The 14,935-nt window shown below is 74.4% G+C and carries 16 protein-coding genes; 9 read left to right on the plus strand and 7 right to left on the minus strand.

The window, feature by feature from the left end; all coding sequences use genetic code 11:
• The first annotated feature begins 303 nt into the window (after window positions 1–303).
• Window positions 304–795, plus strand: coding sequence for a DUF5994 family protein (locus AC07AL_RS16525; protein WP_363586462.1), 492 nt, complete (start codon window positions 304–306; stop codon window positions 793–795).
• Between the two features lie 57 nt (window positions 796–852).
• Window positions 853–1,104, plus strand: coding sequence for a hypothetical protein (locus AC07AL_RS16530; RefSeq protein ID WP_363586461.1), 252 nt, complete (start codon window positions 853–855; stop codon window positions 1,102–1,104).
• A 42-nt stretch (window positions 1,105–1,146) separates the two neighbouring features.
• Here the strand turns inward: AC07AL_RS16530 and AC07AL_RS16535 are convergent, their stop codons facing one another.
• The gene (locus AC07AL_RS16535) at window positions 1,147–1,581 is read right to left on the minus strand and encodes a ribonuclease domain-containing protein (protein ID WP_363586460.1); all 435 of its coding nucleotides are present in this window, start codon (window positions 1,579–1,581) and stop codon (window positions 1,147–1,149) included.
• A gap of 120 nt (window positions 1,582–1,701) precedes the next feature.
• Between AC07AL_RS16535 and AC07AL_RS16540 the strand changes: the two genes are divergently transcribed.
• Entirely contained in the window at window positions 1,702–2,151 is a 450-nt protein-coding gene (locus AC07AL_RS16540) for a ribosomal maturation YjgA family protein (RefSeq protein ID WP_363630513.1), read from the plus strand.
• Window positions 2,152–2,158: 7 nt separating this feature from the next.
• Here AC07AL_RS16540 and AC07AL_RS16545 read toward each other — a convergent pair whose 3' ends face one another.
• Window positions 2,159–2,941: an SGNH/GDSL hydrolase family protein gene (locus AC07AL_RS16545; protein ID WP_363630515.1), complete on the minus strand. Its 783-nt coding sequence runs from the start codon at window positions 2,939–2,941 to the stop codon at window positions 2,159–2,161.
• Between the two features lie 220 nt (window positions 2,942–3,161).
• Here AC07AL_RS16545 and AC07AL_RS16550 point away from each other — a divergent pair, with 220 nt between their 5' ends.
• The 3 genes from AC07AL_RS16550 (at window position 3,162) to AC07AL_RS16560 (ending at window position 6,101) form a co-directional block, all read left to right on the plus strand.
• Window positions 3,162–4,055, plus strand: a complete 894-nt coding sequence (locus tag AC07AL_RS16550; RefSeq protein WP_478317702.1) for a 4Fe-4S domain-containing protein — start codon at window positions 3,162–3,164, stop codon at window positions 4,053–4,055.
• A 227-nt stretch (window positions 4,056–4,282) separates the two neighbouring features.
• Window positions 4,283–5,110 carry a dimethylargininase gene (gene ddaH / locus AC07AL_RS16555; protein WP_363586456.1) on the plus strand — a complete coding sequence of 276 codons (828 nt, stop codon included), beginning with the start codon at window positions 4,283–4,285 and terminating at the stop codon, window positions 5,108–5,110.
• 133 nt (window positions 5,111–5,243) lie between these two features.
• Entirely contained in the window at window positions 5,244–6,101 is an 858-nt protein-coding gene (locus tag AC07AL_RS16560) for a hypothetical protein (protein ID WP_363586455.1), read from the plus strand.
• A gap of 25 nt (window positions 6,102–6,126) precedes the next feature.
• On the opposite strand, the gene AC07AL_RS16565 is transcribed toward AC07AL_RS16560, so the two are convergent.
• The 5 genes from AC07AL_RS16565 to AC07AL_RS16585 all read right to left on the minus strand — a co-directional run bounded on the left by AC07AL_RS16565 (window position 6,127) and on the right by AC07AL_RS16585 (window position 10,776).
• Window positions 6,127–6,774, minus strand: coding sequence for a LutC/YkgG family protein (locus tag AC07AL_RS16565; protein WP_363586454.1), 648 nt, complete (start codon window positions 6,772–6,774; stop codon window positions 6,127–6,129).
• Window positions 6,771–8,216, minus strand: coding sequence for a lactate utilization protein B (locus AC07AL_RS16570; RefSeq protein WP_363586453.1), 1,446 nt, complete (start codon window positions 8,214–8,216; stop codon window positions 6,771–6,773). Before AC07AL_RS16570 ends, AC07AL_RS16565 begins: the two co-directional genes overlap by 4 nt.
• On the minus strand, window positions 8,213–8,974 hold the full coding sequence (locus AC07AL_RS16575; protein ID WP_363586452.1) for a (Fe-S)-binding protein: 762 nt from the start codon (window positions 8,972–8,974) through the stop codon (window positions 8,213–8,215). The genes AC07AL_RS16570 and AC07AL_RS16575 overlap by 4 nt, the downstream gene beginning before the upstream one ends.
• Before the next feature lie 105 nt (window positions 8,975–9,079).
• A complete protein-coding gene (locus AC07AL_RS16580) occupies window positions 9,080–10,258 on the minus strand; it encodes a globin domain-containing protein (RefSeq protein WP_478317703.1) in 1,179 nt (392 codons plus the stop codon).
• 74 nt (window positions 10,259–10,332) lie between these two features.
• Entirely contained in the window at window positions 10,333–10,776 is a 444-nt protein-coding gene (locus tag AC07AL_RS16585) for an RrF2 family transcriptional regulator (protein WP_363586450.1), read from the minus strand.
• Window positions 10,777–11,090: 314 nt separating this feature from the next.
• Between AC07AL_RS16585 and AC07AL_RS16590 the strand changes: the two genes are divergently transcribed.
• The 3 genes from AC07AL_RS16590 (at window position 11,091) to AC07AL_RS16600 (ending at window position 14,784) form a co-directional block, all read left to right on the plus strand.
• Complete coding sequence (locus tag AC07AL_RS16590; RefSeq protein WP_478317704.1) at window positions 11,091–12,740, plus strand: YVTN family beta-propeller repeat protein; 1,650 nt, start codon at window positions 11,091–11,093, stop codon at window positions 12,738–12,740.
• A 159-nt stretch (window positions 12,741–12,899) separates the two neighbouring features.
• Window positions 12,900–13,646 (plus strand): helix-turn-helix transcriptional regulator, encoded by a 747-nt coding sequence (locus AC07AL_RS16595; RefSeq protein WP_400985017.1) that lies wholly within the window; start codon window positions 12,900–12,902, stop codon window positions 13,644–13,646.
• A 7-nt stretch (window positions 13,647–13,653) separates the two neighbouring features.
• Window positions 13,654–14,784 (plus strand): aminotransferase class I/II-fold pyridoxal phosphate-dependent enzyme, encoded by a 1,131-nt coding sequence (locus tag AC07AL_RS16600; protein WP_363617322.1) that lies wholly within the window; start codon window positions 13,654–13,656, stop codon window positions 14,782–14,784.
• Window positions 14,785–14,935: the final 151 nt, after the last annotated feature.

A 14,935-nucleotide genomic window follows, 5' to 3' on the forward strand; every position in this document is an offset into this window, starting at 1 on the left:
GAGGGCCGGCAGCGGGGCGTCGGGACTGGGCGCACCGCCCGCCCCCGCGCCACCGTCGTCATTCTTCGCATTCGACACAACACACAGTGTTACGCATCGCGGCTCCCGGTGACGCGGGGCCGGCCCCGGGCCGTCGAGCAGGGCCGCCCCTCCCCGCGCAGGCGTCCGCCGGCGCCCGTTCGCGCCCGTTCGGCCCCGGTGCGGTCGGAGTACCGTGGGAGGGCGGGGCGGCCCAGTTGCTGGAACCGAAAGGCCGGCCCCGTTCAGCGGGCCCGATCCGCGCCCGCGGAGAGGTGGCGAGCCATGTCGGACGATGCCGGTGCCCCGCACCCCGGGCTTCTGCCGGACCGCTTCCGGCAGGCGGTGAAACCGGGGACGGTCCTGCTGCGCCTGGAGACCACGCGGTCCCGCGAGGGCGCACTCGATGGCGCCTGGTGGCCGCGGTCACGGAACATCGGCGCCGAACTGCCCGGCCTGGTCGGCGCGTTGACCGAACACCTCGGCCCCGTGGTGAGCGTGGGCCTGGACGCGGACGCCTGGGACGAGGTGCCGGCCCGGATCGTCGTCGAGGGCCGGTCGGTGCGCATCGACCGGTATCCGGTCGGCGACGACACGGTGATCGTCACGCGGGGCGACCGTGATCACTTCAGTCTGCTCGTGGTTCCGCCGCAGGCGGGCCGGGAAGCGGCCCTGGCCTCGATGGCCCGTGCGGTCCGGGCCGGCGGCACCGACTCGGCGCGGCAGATCCTCCTGGCCACCGGCATCGGCTCCGAGCCCACGACCGAACTGCACTGACCGGACCGCACGGACCGGACAGCACCGAGGAACGGCCCCGGGCCGGAGGAGGTCAGGATGCGGCACTACCGATGGGTCCTGGAGACCCAGGACGACGACGGCGACTGGGCCCGGCAGAGCGGCGCGCCCATGCCGAACCCCCTGGAGTACGACGGGCCGCCCCAGCAGGCCGCCAACCACGTCCGGGAGGTGTTCGTGCGCACGCTCTCCCGACCGGCCCCGGGGCCCCGGGCGGTCAGGGTCCGGGTCTGGGGCGGGTCCGACGCCGTCGGCGAGCCCGAGGCCGAGACCGAGTGGTCACGCGAGTGACGTGCCCGGTCCCGGCCCACGGGCGGTGTCCGTGGGGTCGGATCAGGAGCATCCCGAGCTGATCTCGTGGAAGTTGGCGTAGTGGTCGTCGCTGTACCAGACGTGGTCGGTGGCGGGGTCGCGGACCAGGCGTTCGGCGTCGCGGTGCTGGCCGGGCTGGCGCGGGTTGACGTCGTACTCGCGGTAGTGGCCGTCCTGGGGGAGGTCGCCGCTGCGGTTTCCGTAGACGTTGCTGCCGCGGATCACGAAGGGGGAGCCGGCCACCGGGTAGTCCCGGGGGGCGTTCGCGGTCGGCCACTGCAGGTCGTGCCAGATGTGGCACGCCTCCTCGACCTGGGGCGGGAACTGGTCGACGGGCAGCGGGGGTTCGAGGATGCCGCGGACGATCCGCGGCGCGGGGTGGGCCGCGGCGGCGGCGCCGGCCGGAGCGGCGGAGGGAACGGTGACGGCCGTCAGGAACAGTGCGGCGGCGGCCATCCGGAGCAGGCTTCGGTGTGCGGTCACGCAGCGGCCAACGACGCCCGGGCGTCACGGATGCGGGAGGTCACCCGGACGGCCCAGCCCTGGACCCGGCGGCCGGGCCGTAGGGTGGGGCGGGTGGATGATCTCTGGGGGCGCCTGCGGGTGCGGGTGGTGCCGCTGCTGGCGGCCGGGGCGACGGTGGCGGCCGGGCTGGGCGTGCGGGCCGTGCTCGGCGGGGACGTCGCGAAGTACGCCGGGGACGCGCTCTACACGGTGCTGGTGTACGCGCTGGTGGTGCTGGTCGCGCCCCGTGTTCGGCCGGGGCGGGCGGCGGTGGTCGCGGCGGGACTGAGCTGGGCGGTGGAGCTGTTCCAGATCACCGGGGTGCCCGACGAGTTGGGGCGGCGCAGCGGGCTGGCCCGGCTGGTGCTGGGGTCGACGTTCAATCCGCCGGACCTGTTCTGGTACCTGGTCGGTGCCGCGTTCGCCGCGCTGGCGCACCGGGTGCTGCGGACCGCGAAGGCCGCGCGGACCGCGAGGACCGCAAGGGCTGCGAGGACGACCGCAGCACCCGGTGCCGCCTGACGTTGCGTCAGAGCGGAAGCAGGTCAGGCCGCTTGGCCTCGACGTGGTCCCCCGAGGACTCCCCGCGCAGCCGTCGGCCGACCCAGGGCAGCAGGTACTCGCGGGCCCACTGGAGGTTCTCGCGCCGCTGGTCGGCGGCGGACGGCTCCGGGGTGGCCGGCCAGGGCGCCTCCGGGTCCTGCTCGGTGCGCAGCCCCAGGGAGCGGGCGGCCAGCAGGGCGACCCGCTGGTGGCCTTCGGGGGAGAGGTGCAGCCGGTCCTCGCTCCAGGCCCGGCGGTCCTGGACGGCGCGCAGCGACCACAGGTCGGCCACCTTGCAGCCGTTGCGGTCGGCGACCGCCCGCATGTGCCCGTTGTACGTGGCGATCTTGCCGCGCAGGTGCTTGAACAGCGGTACGTCCCGGGTGTCGAAGCCGGTGCAGATCAGCACCGTCCCGGCGGAGGCGGTGAGTTGGACGATGGCCGCCTCGAAGCGCTCGGCGACCTCGTCCGGGTCGCTGCCGGGCCGCAGGATGTCGTTGCCGCCCGCGCAGAAGGTGGCCAGGTCGGGCTGGAGCCGGCGGACCTGCGGCACCTGCTCGGCCATGATCTGGTCCAGCAGCCGGCCGCGCACCGCCAGGTTGGCGTAGCGGAACCCGCCCGGCGGCCGTCCGTCGGCGAGCAACCCGGCCAGGCGGTCGGCCCAGCCGGCGAAGGCGCCGTCGGCACCGGGGTCGTTCAGGCCCTCGGTGAAGCTGTCGCCGAGGGCGGCATACGAACTGAGGTCAAGGGTCTCCTGGAGGTTCGGCATGAAGGAGATAGTTCACCCATTCAAGTGACCTACGCCACCGTAGGTGACCCCGCCGGCACGTGAGATGGGCCACGTGCCCCACCCGGAATACAACCGGAGTGCAGAGCGGCGGCCCCCGGAAACCGCAAGATCCCGCCCCCCTTCCGCTTTTGGGCCCGCCCGGACGATGCTCGAAGAGCGCGGCCGGCCCGGCCGCCGTCCTTCCAGGGGGAAGACATCCATGGCTCTGAATCCGACCTCCGGTCTGTCCGGGCAGTGGTCCGTCGACGACCGCTGCACCAACTGCGACGTGGCCCGGCAGCTCGCGCCAGGACTGATCCGTGAGCGCGCCGGCCGCTCCGAGCTGGTCCGCCAGCCGCGCGACGAGGCCGAGCACCGCCAGCTGCTCGCCGCCGCCCACGCCTGCCCGACCCGCTCCATCCGGCCGGGCACCGGCCCGCTCGACCCGGCCACCGACCCCTTCCCGCTGGTCCTCGACGACGGCCTGCTGCTGCTCGGCCACAACTCCCGCCGCAACGCCGGGGCCAACTCCTACCTCTGCCGCCGCCCCGCGGGCTGGCTGATGGTCGACACGCCCCGCTACGCCGAGCCGCTCGCGGCCCGGTACGAGGTCCTCGGCCCGGTCACCGACATCCTGCTGACGCACCGCGACCACGCGGCGCACGGCCGGGCGTACGCCGACCGGCGCGGCGCCCGGCTCTGGATCCACGAGGGTGACCTGGACGCCGCGCCCGACGCCGACCGGGTGCTGCGCGGCGTCGAACCGGTGGAGGTCGCCCCCGGCGTCACCGCCCACCCCTTCCCGGGCCACACCCGCGGCAGCGTGCTGTACCTGGTCGACGAGCGGTACTGCTTCACCGGCGACACCCTGTACTGGTCCCGCACCACCGGTGACCTGGAGGTGTACGACACCGTGACCTGGTACTCGATCGAGGAGCTCTCCGCCTCGCTGGACCGCAGCCTGGACGCGCTGCGCTTCGAGTGGCTGCTGCCCGGCCACGGCCAGCGGCACCGGATGCCCGCCGAGGAGGCGGCGGCCCGGCTGCGGGCGCTCGCCGGCCGCTGCCGGGGCCTGCGGCCCGCACCGGTGGACTTCGGCGCGGTCCGCTGGTGACACCTCGGCGCGGCCCGTCCTCGTGACGTTCGGCGCGGCGCGTCCCCACGACGCTCGGTGCGGTCCGTCCCGTGGCGATCGGCCGCGCGTGCGCCGGAGCCCGCGCCGGGTGCGCGGGGGCCTGCGCCCGCCGGGGGCGCCCGCGCGGGTGTGCGAACAGCCTTGCCGGGGCAGCGGCCTGGGGAACGGAATCCCCGAACTCCCCTGCACCCGAGGATGGTTGAGGAATGCCCACGCAGACCCCGGAGCGCACTGCCAGGCCGCGGCGCTACCTGATGTGCCGGCCGACGTACTTCACCGTCGACTACGCGATCAACCCGTGGATGGACCCGGCGCAGCCCACCGACACCGCGCTCGCCATCCGCCAGTGGGAGCGGCTGTACTGGCTGTACCGCCGCCTCGGCCACACCGTCGAGCTGATCGACCCGGTGCCCGGCCTGCCCGACATGGTCTACGCCGCCAACGGCGCGACCGTGCTGGACGGCCGGGCGCTGGTCGCGACCTTCCGCTACCCGGAGCGGGCCGCCGAGTCCGAGGCCTACCAGGCCTGGTTCCGCTCGCACGGCTACCGCGAGGTGCACCGCGCCGGGCACGTCAATGAGGGCGAGGGCGATCACCTGGTGGCCGGCGGCCGGGTGCTCGCCGGGACGGGCTTTCGCACCTCCCGGGCCGCGCACGCCGAGGCGGGCGAGTTCTTCGGCGTCCCGGTGGTCGGCCTGACCCTGGTCGACCCGCGCTTCTACCACCTGGACACGGCGCTGGCCGTGCTCGCCGACGACCACGTCATGTACTACCCGGAGGCCTTCGACGCCGACAGCCGGGCCGTGCTGCGCACCCTGTACCCGGACGCGATCCTCGCCGACCGGGCCGACGCCGAGGTGTTCGGCCTCAACGCGGTCTCGGACGGGCGCCGGGTGCTGCTGCCCGAGGCCGCGAAACACCTGGCCGGGCGGCTCGTCGAGCACGGCTACCAGCCGGTCCCGGTGGACGTCTCGGAGCTGCTGAAGGGCGGCGGCGGAGCCAAGTGCTGCACGCTGGAGCTGCGGCCCGCCTGAATCGGACCCTGCCGTCCGCACTGCCCTTCGCGCTGCCCTTCGCGCTGCCCTCGCGGACCTTCCCGGCCGCCCCGCCGTCCGGTAGAGGTTGGCCAGGGCATCCGGGGCGGTGCCGTGCCGACAGGAGGGCCACATGCGCGATCAGGCTTCCGCATCCGAGGACGAGGCGGCGCGGCGGCGCAGGGCCGCGTCCGAGCGCCGGAGCACGGACCTCCCGGCCGAGGGCGCCCGGGAGGCCGCGGCCGTCGGCCCGCTGTCCCCTTCGACGGCGCTGCCCCTGCAACGCACCCTCGGCAACGCCGCGGTGGCCCGGCTGGTCGAGCAGCAGCGACACGGCCACGACGCCTCCGGCGGCGCGGGGGTGTCGGTCCAGCGGGCCCCCACGCCCGGAACCGGGCCGGCGACGCAGATCGCGCTCACCCATCTGACGGCCGACGACCTGGAAGGCGAGTGCGGCTACTTCGAGCGCAGGCGGCAGTTGAGCGTCGCCGCGCCCCAGCAGGGCGTCATCATCCAGGAGATCAACCGCGTCTTCGCCGTGGAGGAATGGGACGGTACGGACTGGAACGCGATGTCGGGCAGCCGGATCGACTCGTACATCACCGCGAAGGGGTCGAGCGCCCACGCCACGGTCGCCCGCTACTGGGAGCTGTGGACGGTCGACGCGGCGGGCAACGTCTCGGACGGTGCCGAGGACACCTTCTCGCTGTGCTCGGTCATCCCCGGCCGCAAGCGCAAGGACACCACGCGGGGGACGTACACGATCACGGGCCGGGCGGTGTTCTACCCCACGGCCGTCGCGCCCGCGGACCTTGGCTTCACACCTGGCGGCGCCCCGCCGGCGGGCGGCCTGTTCAGCACGCTGGCCGACCCGTCGGCGGCCATCGCGGGGCAGGGACTGGCCGCTTCCGGGCGGCCGGTCGACTGCCGGGTGCAGGTGGCCTGGGACAGCTCCCAGGGCGACCGGTACAGCGAGGTGACGATGAGCTGAGTCGCCGCGGCCCCGGTCGGCGCGGTCAGCCGTCGACCAGCAGCACCTCCAGGGTGCGCGGGCCGTGCACGCCCTCGACCCGGTCGAGCTCGATGTCGCTGGTCGCGGACGGCCCGGAGATCCAGGTCTGCGGGCGGGCCGGGTCGAGCCGGGGCAGTGTGAGCGGCACGGAGGCGACGACCTGCCCGGGTGCCCGGACGACGCACAGGTGGTGGTCCGGGACGAGGGTGAGCAGCCGCCGCCCCTGGCCCGGCCCGGCGTCCAGCACGATCGTCCCGGTCTCGGCGATCGCGAGCGCGCAGCCGGTGACGACGCTGTCCACGGCGTCGAGCCGGGCGGCGGTGAGCGTGCCGTCGTCGGGGACGGCCGTGACGGCGGTGGCGCTGAGCCAGGCGGGCGGCAGGCCGGGCGGCACGGCGACCGTGCGGCTGCCCCGTTCGGCCAGCAACCGGGCCAGGACGGCGGGCAGTTCGGCCTCGGTGCAGCGGTGCACCCGGGCCCGGTAGTCGGCCAGGTTGTGGTGCAGCAGGTCGAGCAGGGCCGCCGGATCGTCCGGACTGTGCGTGCGCAGGTAGTCCCGGGCGACCGGCTCCTCCGCTGCCCGGTCCCGGCCGGGGGCGGGGTCGGCGAGCGCGGCGCGGATCCGGGCGAGGATCAACTCCCGTGAGGTCATGAGCGGTTCCTCCGCCACCAGTCGCGGAACGGTTCGGCGGGCAGCTCCGGGAGGTCCCGGGTGTCGGTCCAGGCCCGGCCCGGGCCGGGCAGTCGGCGAGGGTGCAGCGCGCGGGTGCGCCCGGCGAGCCGCTCGGCGGCCGCGAGCGCCGCCGGGTGGTCGAGCACGTACCCGGCGGCCGCGATCGCGGCCCGCTCCAGCGGGTGCCCGCCCTGCTCGGCGACCCGCTCGCGCAGGTGCACCAGCACCTCGGGGATGTCGATCGCCACCGGGCAGACCTGGTAGCAGGCCCCGCAGAGTGAGGAGGCGTACGGCAGTGAGGCGTCCAAGGGGCTGGTGGTGCCGCGTAGTTGGGGTGTCAGGATGGCGCCGATCGGGCCCGGGTAGACCGAGCCGTAGGCGTGGCCGCCGGCCCGCTCGTACACCGGGCAGACGTTGAGGCAGGCCGAGCAGCGGATGCAGCGCAGCGCTTGGCGGCCGACCTGGTCGGCGAGCGCGGCGGTGCGCCCGTTGTCGAGCAGCACGAGGTGGAAGGCGGACGGGCCGTCGCCTTCCGTGGTGCCGGTCCAGAGCGAGGTGTACGGGTTCATCCGCTCGGCGGTGGAGGAGCGGGGGAGCAGCTGCAGGAAGACCTCCAGGTCCTGCCAGGTCGGTACGACCTTCTCGATCCCGACCACGGAGATCAGCGTGCGCGGCAGGGTGAGGCACATCCGGCCGTTGCCCTCGGACTCGACGACCACCAGGGTGCCGGTCTCGGCGACCATGAAGTTGGCGCCGGAGACGGCGACCCGGGCGCGCAGGAACTTCTCCCGCAGGTGCAGCCGGGCCGCTTCGGCGAGTTCGGCGGGGGAGTCGGTCAGCCCCTCGGGTGCGGGGCGGCCCCAGGCGGCCATCCGTTCGGCGAAGATCTCCCGGATCTCGGCGCGGTTGCGGTGGATCGCGGGCACCAGGATGTGCGAGGGCCGGTCCTCGCCCAACTGCACGATGAGCTCGGCGAGATCGGTCTCGTACGCGGTGATCCCCTCGGCGGCGAGCGCCTCGTTGAGCCCGATCTCCTGGGTGGCCATCGACTTGACCTTGACGACCTCCGTCTCTCCCGTGGCGCGGACCAGGTCGGCGACGATCCGGTTGGCCTCCTCGGCGTCGGCCGCCCAGTGCACGATGCCGCCGGCCGCGGTGACGGCCTCCTCCAACTGGACGAGGTAGCGGTCGAGATGGCGCAGCGTGTGGTCCTTGATCGCCTTGCCGGCCGCACGCAGTTCGGCCCAGTCGTCGAGTTCGGCGACGGCGCGGGCCCGTTTGTCCCGGATGGTGTGGGTGGCGTGCCGCAGGTTGGCGCGCAGCCGTTCGTCCCGGACGGCCGCCGCTGCGGCCTGTGGGAAGGTCGCCTGCGGGGAGGCCGCCTGCCGGAAGGCGGGCATGCCGAGGAAGGTGCCGGTCATGCGGGCCTCCACGGGTGTTCCTCGGTGCTGGCGAGGATCTCCGCCAGGTGCAGCGGGCGCAGGGCCGCGCCCCGGCGGCGCAGCGTGCCGCCGAGGTGCAGCAGACAGGAGTTGTCGGCGCCGCACAGGACTTGGGCGCCGGTGCCGAGCGCGTGGGCGATCTTGTCCTCGGCCATGGCCGCCGAGACGGCCGCGTTCTTGACCGCGAAGGTGCCGCCGAAGCCGCAGCACTCCTCGGCGCCGGGCAGTTCGACCAGTTCCAGTCCCCGGACGGCGCGCAGCAGCCGCAGCGGCCGTTCGCCGAGGCCGAGCACCCGCAGGCCGTGGCAGGAGGGGTGGTAGGTGACGGTGTGCGGGAAGTGCGCGCCGACGTCCTCGACGCCGAGCACATCGGTGAGGAACTCGGTCAGCTCGTACACCCGGGGCGTCAACGCGGCGGCCATGGAGTCGAGTTCGCCGCCCCGGCCGTCGGCGGCGGCCCGGGCTCCGATCCGCGGGTAGTTGTCCCGGACCATGGCCACGCACGATCCGGAGGGCGTCACCACGTGCTCGTACCCGGCGAAGGCCCGTGCGGTGCGCCGCAGCAGCGGCTCGCACGCCCGCCGGTAGCCGGTGTTGTACTGCGGCTGCCCGCAGCAGGTCTGCCCGGCGGGGAAGTCCACGGTCACGCCGAGGCGTTCGAGCAGCCGGACGGTGGCGACCGCCGTGGCGGGGAACAGAGCGTCGTTGACGCAGGTGGCGAACAGTGCGACCCGCATCGGCCCTCCCTTCGTCCGGCGACACCGGCCGGCCCGCTCGCGATCGTACCGAGCGGGCCGGCCGGGGCGGGGGATCTCGGGGACCTCGTGGGGTCCCAGGGGATCTCAGGCGAGCCAGAGGTCGGGGCCGAACACCTCGTAGTGGATGTCCGCCGCCGGGACGCCCGCCGCGAGGAGCTGCTCGCGGACGGCGCGCAGGAAGGGCAGCGGGCCGCACAGGTAGGCGGTGGTGCCGGCCGGGACGTCGACGGTGGCGAGGTCGACCAGGCCGGTGCGCTCGGCGGGCCAGTCGCCGAGCGGCCGCTCGTAGAAGACGTGGGCGGTGGCGTTCGGCAGCTTGGCGGTGAGCTGGGCGAGGTCGGCGCGGAAGGCGTGGGTGAGCTGGTCGCGGTCGCCGTGCACCGAGACGACCTGCCGGGCGGAGCCGGTGGCGGCGAGGTGGTCGAGCATGGCGGTCATCGGGGTGTTGCCGATGCCGGCGGAGGCGAGCAGCACCGGCCCGTCGCCGTCGGCGAGGGCGATGTCGCCGAGCGGGGGCGCGAGGTGGACGAGGCCGCCGGTGTGCAGGTGGTCGTGCAGGTGGGCGGAGACCTCGCCGCCGGGCTCACGCTTGACGGTGAAGCGCAGCGCGCCGTCGGCGGTGCCGGAGAGGCTGTACTGGCGGATCTGCCGGGCGCCGTCGGGCAGTTCGGTGCGCACCGAGACGTACTGGCCGGGCCGGGCGGCGGGGACGGGGCCGCCGTCGGCGGGGCGCACCAGGAAGCTGGTGACGGTGTCGGTCTCCTGGTAGCGGGCGACGACGGTGTAGGGGCGCCAGAGGTCGGCCTGGTCGCCGCCGGCGGCGGCCTCGGCGCGCAGCCGGTCCTCGACGGCGACGAGGGCGTTGACCATCAGCCAGTACACCTCGTCCCAGGCGGCGGCGACCTCGGGCGTGACGGCTTCGCCGAGCACCTCGACGATGGCGGCGAAGAGGTGCTCGTGGACGATCCGGTACTGGCTGCTGTCGATTCCGACGGAGACGTGCTTGTGGGCGATCCGGGCGAGCATCGCGTCCGGCCGCTGGTCGGGGTGGGCGACCAGCGCGCCGGCGAAGGCGGCTATCGACCCGGCGAGCGCCTGCCGCTGGGTGCCGTTGGCCTGGTTGCCGCGGTTGAACAGGTCGCGCAGCAGCTCCGGGTGGGCGGCGAACATGCGGTCGTAGAAGAGCGGGGTGATGTCTCCGATGGCGCCGCCCACGACGGGCAGGGTGGCCTCGATGACCTCGGCGGACTTGGCGGACAGCATCAGTCCGGCTCCTAACTGGTATGTGAGATTCGTATTAAAGGCCGTGCGTGAGCCCGGCCCCGGGGGGTGGGGGATCAGTCGGTGGGTCTGGCGGTGAGGCCGAGCAGCACCGGGCCGGTGGGTGCGGCCACCAGGTCGTCGATGCTGAGCGGGTCGAGTGCGGCGAAGAACGCCTCCTGCGCGGTCCGCAGCGCACCGCGCAGACGGCACGCGGCCCGCAGCGGGCACGGCGGGTCGTCCTCGCAGCCGACCACGTCGCCGACCCCCTCCAGCTCGCGCAGGAGCAGCCCGAGTGAGCCGGTCCGCCCGGCGAAGGTGAGCAGCAGCCCGCCGCCGCGCCCGCGCCGGGCCTCCACCACGCCGAGGTGCTGCAGGCGGCTGACCACCTTCGCCGCGTGGGTGTACGGCACGCCGACCGCCTCGGCCACCTCGCGGGTGGTCGGGTTGGCGTCCTCGCTCAGGACGGCCAGCCGCATGGCGATCCGCAGGGCGATGTCGGTGCTCTTGGTCAGCCTCACGTTCGAAACGCTATCGAATGCGACTCCACAACTCCAATTTCCTGCACGCCCCCGCCCCGACCGGCCCCCGACCGGCCCATGACCCATCCACGGTCGGCCCGCGCCCCGCCCCCGGCCGGTCCCTGGTCGCGACGGGGCGCGGCCGGCGGGGTGGCTGCTGTCCGAATCTCGGTCGAATCTGAACAGTTGGCGACATTACCGATCAGCCCCTGACGGATGGTCATACCGGCTTCTACGCTTCGTGCGGCTCCGGATCCGCAGGGGGCTGGAGCGACCGGCGTTGCATCCCTTGACCGACCATGCTGGAGAGACTCGTGAGAACACGTCGCGCACCCGGGCGCACCTGGACGGCCGTGACCGCGATAGCCGCGGCCACGGCCGCACTGCTGTCGCAGCCCGCCACCGCCGAGGCCGCCACACCGCCGCCGACCGTCAAGGCGCACGTGCCGGTGGCGCCCTACCCGGCGGGCGTGGCGCTCACGCCGGACGGCGGCCACGCCTACGTGACGAGCCAGAGCAGCGGCACCGTGAGCGTGCTGGACACCGCGAGCAACACGGTGGCCGCCACCTTCACCGCCGGCACCGGCTCCTACGCGGTCGCCCTGTCCCCCGACGGGCACCGGGCGTACCTGACCCACCACCTCGACGGCACCGTCAGCGTCGTGGACACCACGAGCAACACCGTGACGGCCACCGTCCCGGTCGGCGCCCAGCCGTGGGGCCTCGCGCTCTCCGCGGACGGCTCGCGCGCCTACGTCGGCAACGCCGGGGCCGACACCGTGAGCGTGCTGGACACCACCACCAACACGGTCACCGCCACCGTCCCGGTCGGCGCCGAGCCGCACGGGCTGGCCGTCTCGGCGGACGGCAAGCGGCTCTACGTCGCCGCCTCCGGCGCGAAGGCGGTGAACGTGATCGACACCGCGAGCAGCACGGTGAGCGCCACCGTTCCCGTCGGCCACAGCGTCTTCGGCCTCGCGCTCAGCCCGGACGGCACCCGGCTGTGGGCCGCCGACGCCGACGACGCCACCGCCAGCGTCCTCGACACCACCGGCAACACGCTCGTCGGCACCGTCGCCGTCGGCGCCGGCCCGTACGCCGTCTCGCTCGCCCCGGACGGCAGCGCCGCGTACGTCTCCAACTACGCCGACAACACGGTCAGCGTCGTGGACACCGCCAGCCGGACGGTCACCGCGACCGTCCCGGTCGGCGCGAGCCCGTACAGCCTGGCGATCACCGGCGACGGCCGGCGCGGCTACCTCACCGACTTCACCGGCGGCGCCGTCGACGTGCTCGACTTCCCGCTGCCCGTCCCGGCCGTCACCGGGATCAGCCCGTCCGGCGGCTCGGGGGTCGGCGGCACGACGGTGACCGTCACCGGGACCGACCTGAACGGCGCCACCGCCGTGACCTTCGGCGCGGCGGGCGCCGCCACCGCCTTCAACTGCACCAGGACCAGCTGCACCGCCACCGCCCCCGCCACCGCGGTGACCGGGCCGGTGGACGTCCGGGTCACCACGCCCGGCGGCACCAGCGCCGCCGTCGCCGCCGACCGCTTCAGCTACACGGCCCCCAGTGCCCACCTCGGCGTCGCCCTGACCGCCACGCCGGTGTCCAACCTGCTCAGCGGCCGGGTCGACTACACCGTCACGCTGACCGGCCAGGGCCCCGACGTGCTGACCTCGGGCACCGTCTCCGCCGACCTCCCGGCCGGCCTCGCGGCGACCTCCGGCGACTGCACCATCGCGGGCACCAAGCTCACCTGCAAGCTCACCGGGCCGCTCGCCAAGGGGGCGAGCACCACCCGGCACTTCTCGATCTCGGTCGGCCTGCTCAGCCTGATCCGCAGCTTCGACGTCACGGTGGCCCGCACCGCCGGCGTGCCCGCCGACCCGACCCCGGCCACCAGCCGGGACACCCGCAGCTGCACCGCCGTCCTCGGACTGCTGATCACCTGCCACTGACCCTCCCCGAGCACCGAAGGCCCCGCCTGCGTCGGCGGGGCCTTCGTCGTCGCCGCAGGTACCGGATGCCCGGACGAAACGCCTGAACGAAACGCCTGAACGAAACGTCGCGGATGAATCGTCTGGACTAAACGTCTTGCCTGGACGTACAGTCCGAGCATGACCACCGAAACCCCCGACCCGCGCGTCCGGACCTGGACACCGGTCTGCCGCGCCGTGGCCCTGCTGCTCGGGCCGTACGCCGAGGTGGTGCTGCACGACGCCACCGCCGACCGGGTGCTGGCCATCTGGAACCCGATGACCCCCCGCACCCCCGGTGACCCGTCGCTGCTCGGCGAACTGGACACCCTCGACCCGTCCGCCCCGGACGTCTACGGGCCCTACGAGAAGCTGCTGCCCGACGGGCGCCGGCTCTCCTCCGTCAGCGCCGTGCTGCGCGACGACGCCGGACGGCCCTCGGCGGTGCTCTGCGTCAACCTCGACCGGGGCCCGCTGGAGCACGCCGCCGCCCTGCTGGCGGGTTTCGCCGCGCCCACCGCGCCCCGCCCCGAACCGCTCTTCGAGCGCGACTGGACGGAGCGGATGAACGACGTGATCGGCGGCTACGTCCGCGCGCACGGCCGCCCGCTCGAACGCTTCGGCCGCGAGGACCGGCTCGCCGTCCTGCGCGAACTCGACCAGGCCGGGGTGTTCGCGGTCCGCCGCGCCGTCCCGGCCGTCGCCACCGCACTGCGGGTCTCCCGTTCGACCGCCTACACCCTGCTCGCCGAGCTCAAGCAGGCCCCCGAGCTCAAGCAGGCCCCCGAGCCCCGGCAGGCCCCTGAGCCCTGGCAGGCCCCTGAGAACCAGCAGGCCCCCGAGCCCCAGCGCCGGCACCCCGGCGCCGGCGCCGACGAGAGCGAGTGACAGAGAGATGACCAGGCTCCCCGACTTCCGACTCGAAACCTACTTCTCGCGCTGGGAGTTCAGCGCCCGCCACCACCTCGCCGCCTCCGACGCCCAGACCATGACGATGGCCGAACTCCTCGCCCTGGCCGGCCCCGAGGACCGCCGGGCCTGGGACGGCCTCGCCCTCGGCTATACCGAGACCTACGGCGATCCGGAGCTGCGCCGCGCCATCGCCGGGATGTACCAGGAGGTCGACGCCGACGACGTGCTCTGCTTCGGCGGCGCGCAGGAGGGGCTCAACCTCGCCATGCAGGTGCTCCTCGACCGGGGCGACCACGCCGTGGTGGTGACCCCCAACTACCAGTCCGCCGAGACCATCCCGCTCTCCCTCTGCGAGGTCACCGGCGTCGCCCTGGACGAGAAGGACGACTGGGCGCTCGACCTCGACGCGGTCACGGCCGCACTGCGCCCGAACACCCGGGTGCTGTCGGTGAACTTCCCGCACAACCCGACCGGCAAGGTCATCGACGCGGCCGACTTCACGCGTCTGGTGGAGCTGTGCGACGAGCGCGGCATCCGGCTCTTCTCCGACGAGGTCTACCGCGGTCTGGAGCGCGACCCGGCCCGGGCGCTGCCGCAGGCCGCCGACCTCTCCGCACGCGCCCTCTCGCTCAACGTCACCTCGAAGTCGCTCGGCCTGCCCGGCCTGCGGATCGGCTGGATCGCCTGCCGCGACCAGGAGTTGCGCTCCCGGCTGGAGCGGGCCAAGCACTACACCACGATCTGCAACTCGGCGCCGAGCGAGGTGCTGGCCCGCATCGCGATCAACGCCCGCGAGCAGATCCTGGCGCGCAACCGCGCGATCATCGCGGAGAACCTGCCGCGGTTCGACGCGTTCTTCGCCGAGTTCGGCGACCTCTTCGAGTGGCGCGCCCCGGACGGCGGCTGCGTCGCCTACCCGCGCTACCTCGGGGCGGACGGGGTCGAGGACTTCTGCACCGCGCTGGTCGAGCAGGCGGGCGTCCTGCTGCTGCCCGCGAGCATGTTCCACTCCGACCTGACGCCCGCTCCCGCCGACCGCTTCCGGATCGGCCTGGGGCGCCGCGATCCGGGCCCCGCCCTGGCGGCCTTCGGCGACTGGCTCCGCACGCGCTGACCGCCGGGCGCTGCCGGGAAGGAACGTGGGTCGGGGGGGGGGGGGGGGGGGGGGGGGGGTCCCCCCCCCACCCCCCCCCCCCCCCCCCCCCCTCTTTCTTTTCCCCCCCCCCCCGGGGCGGGTCGGGGGGCGAGAAGAGAGGAGGGACACT

The sequence above is a fragment of the Kitasatospora sp. NPDC043949 genome, assembly GCF_056435365.1.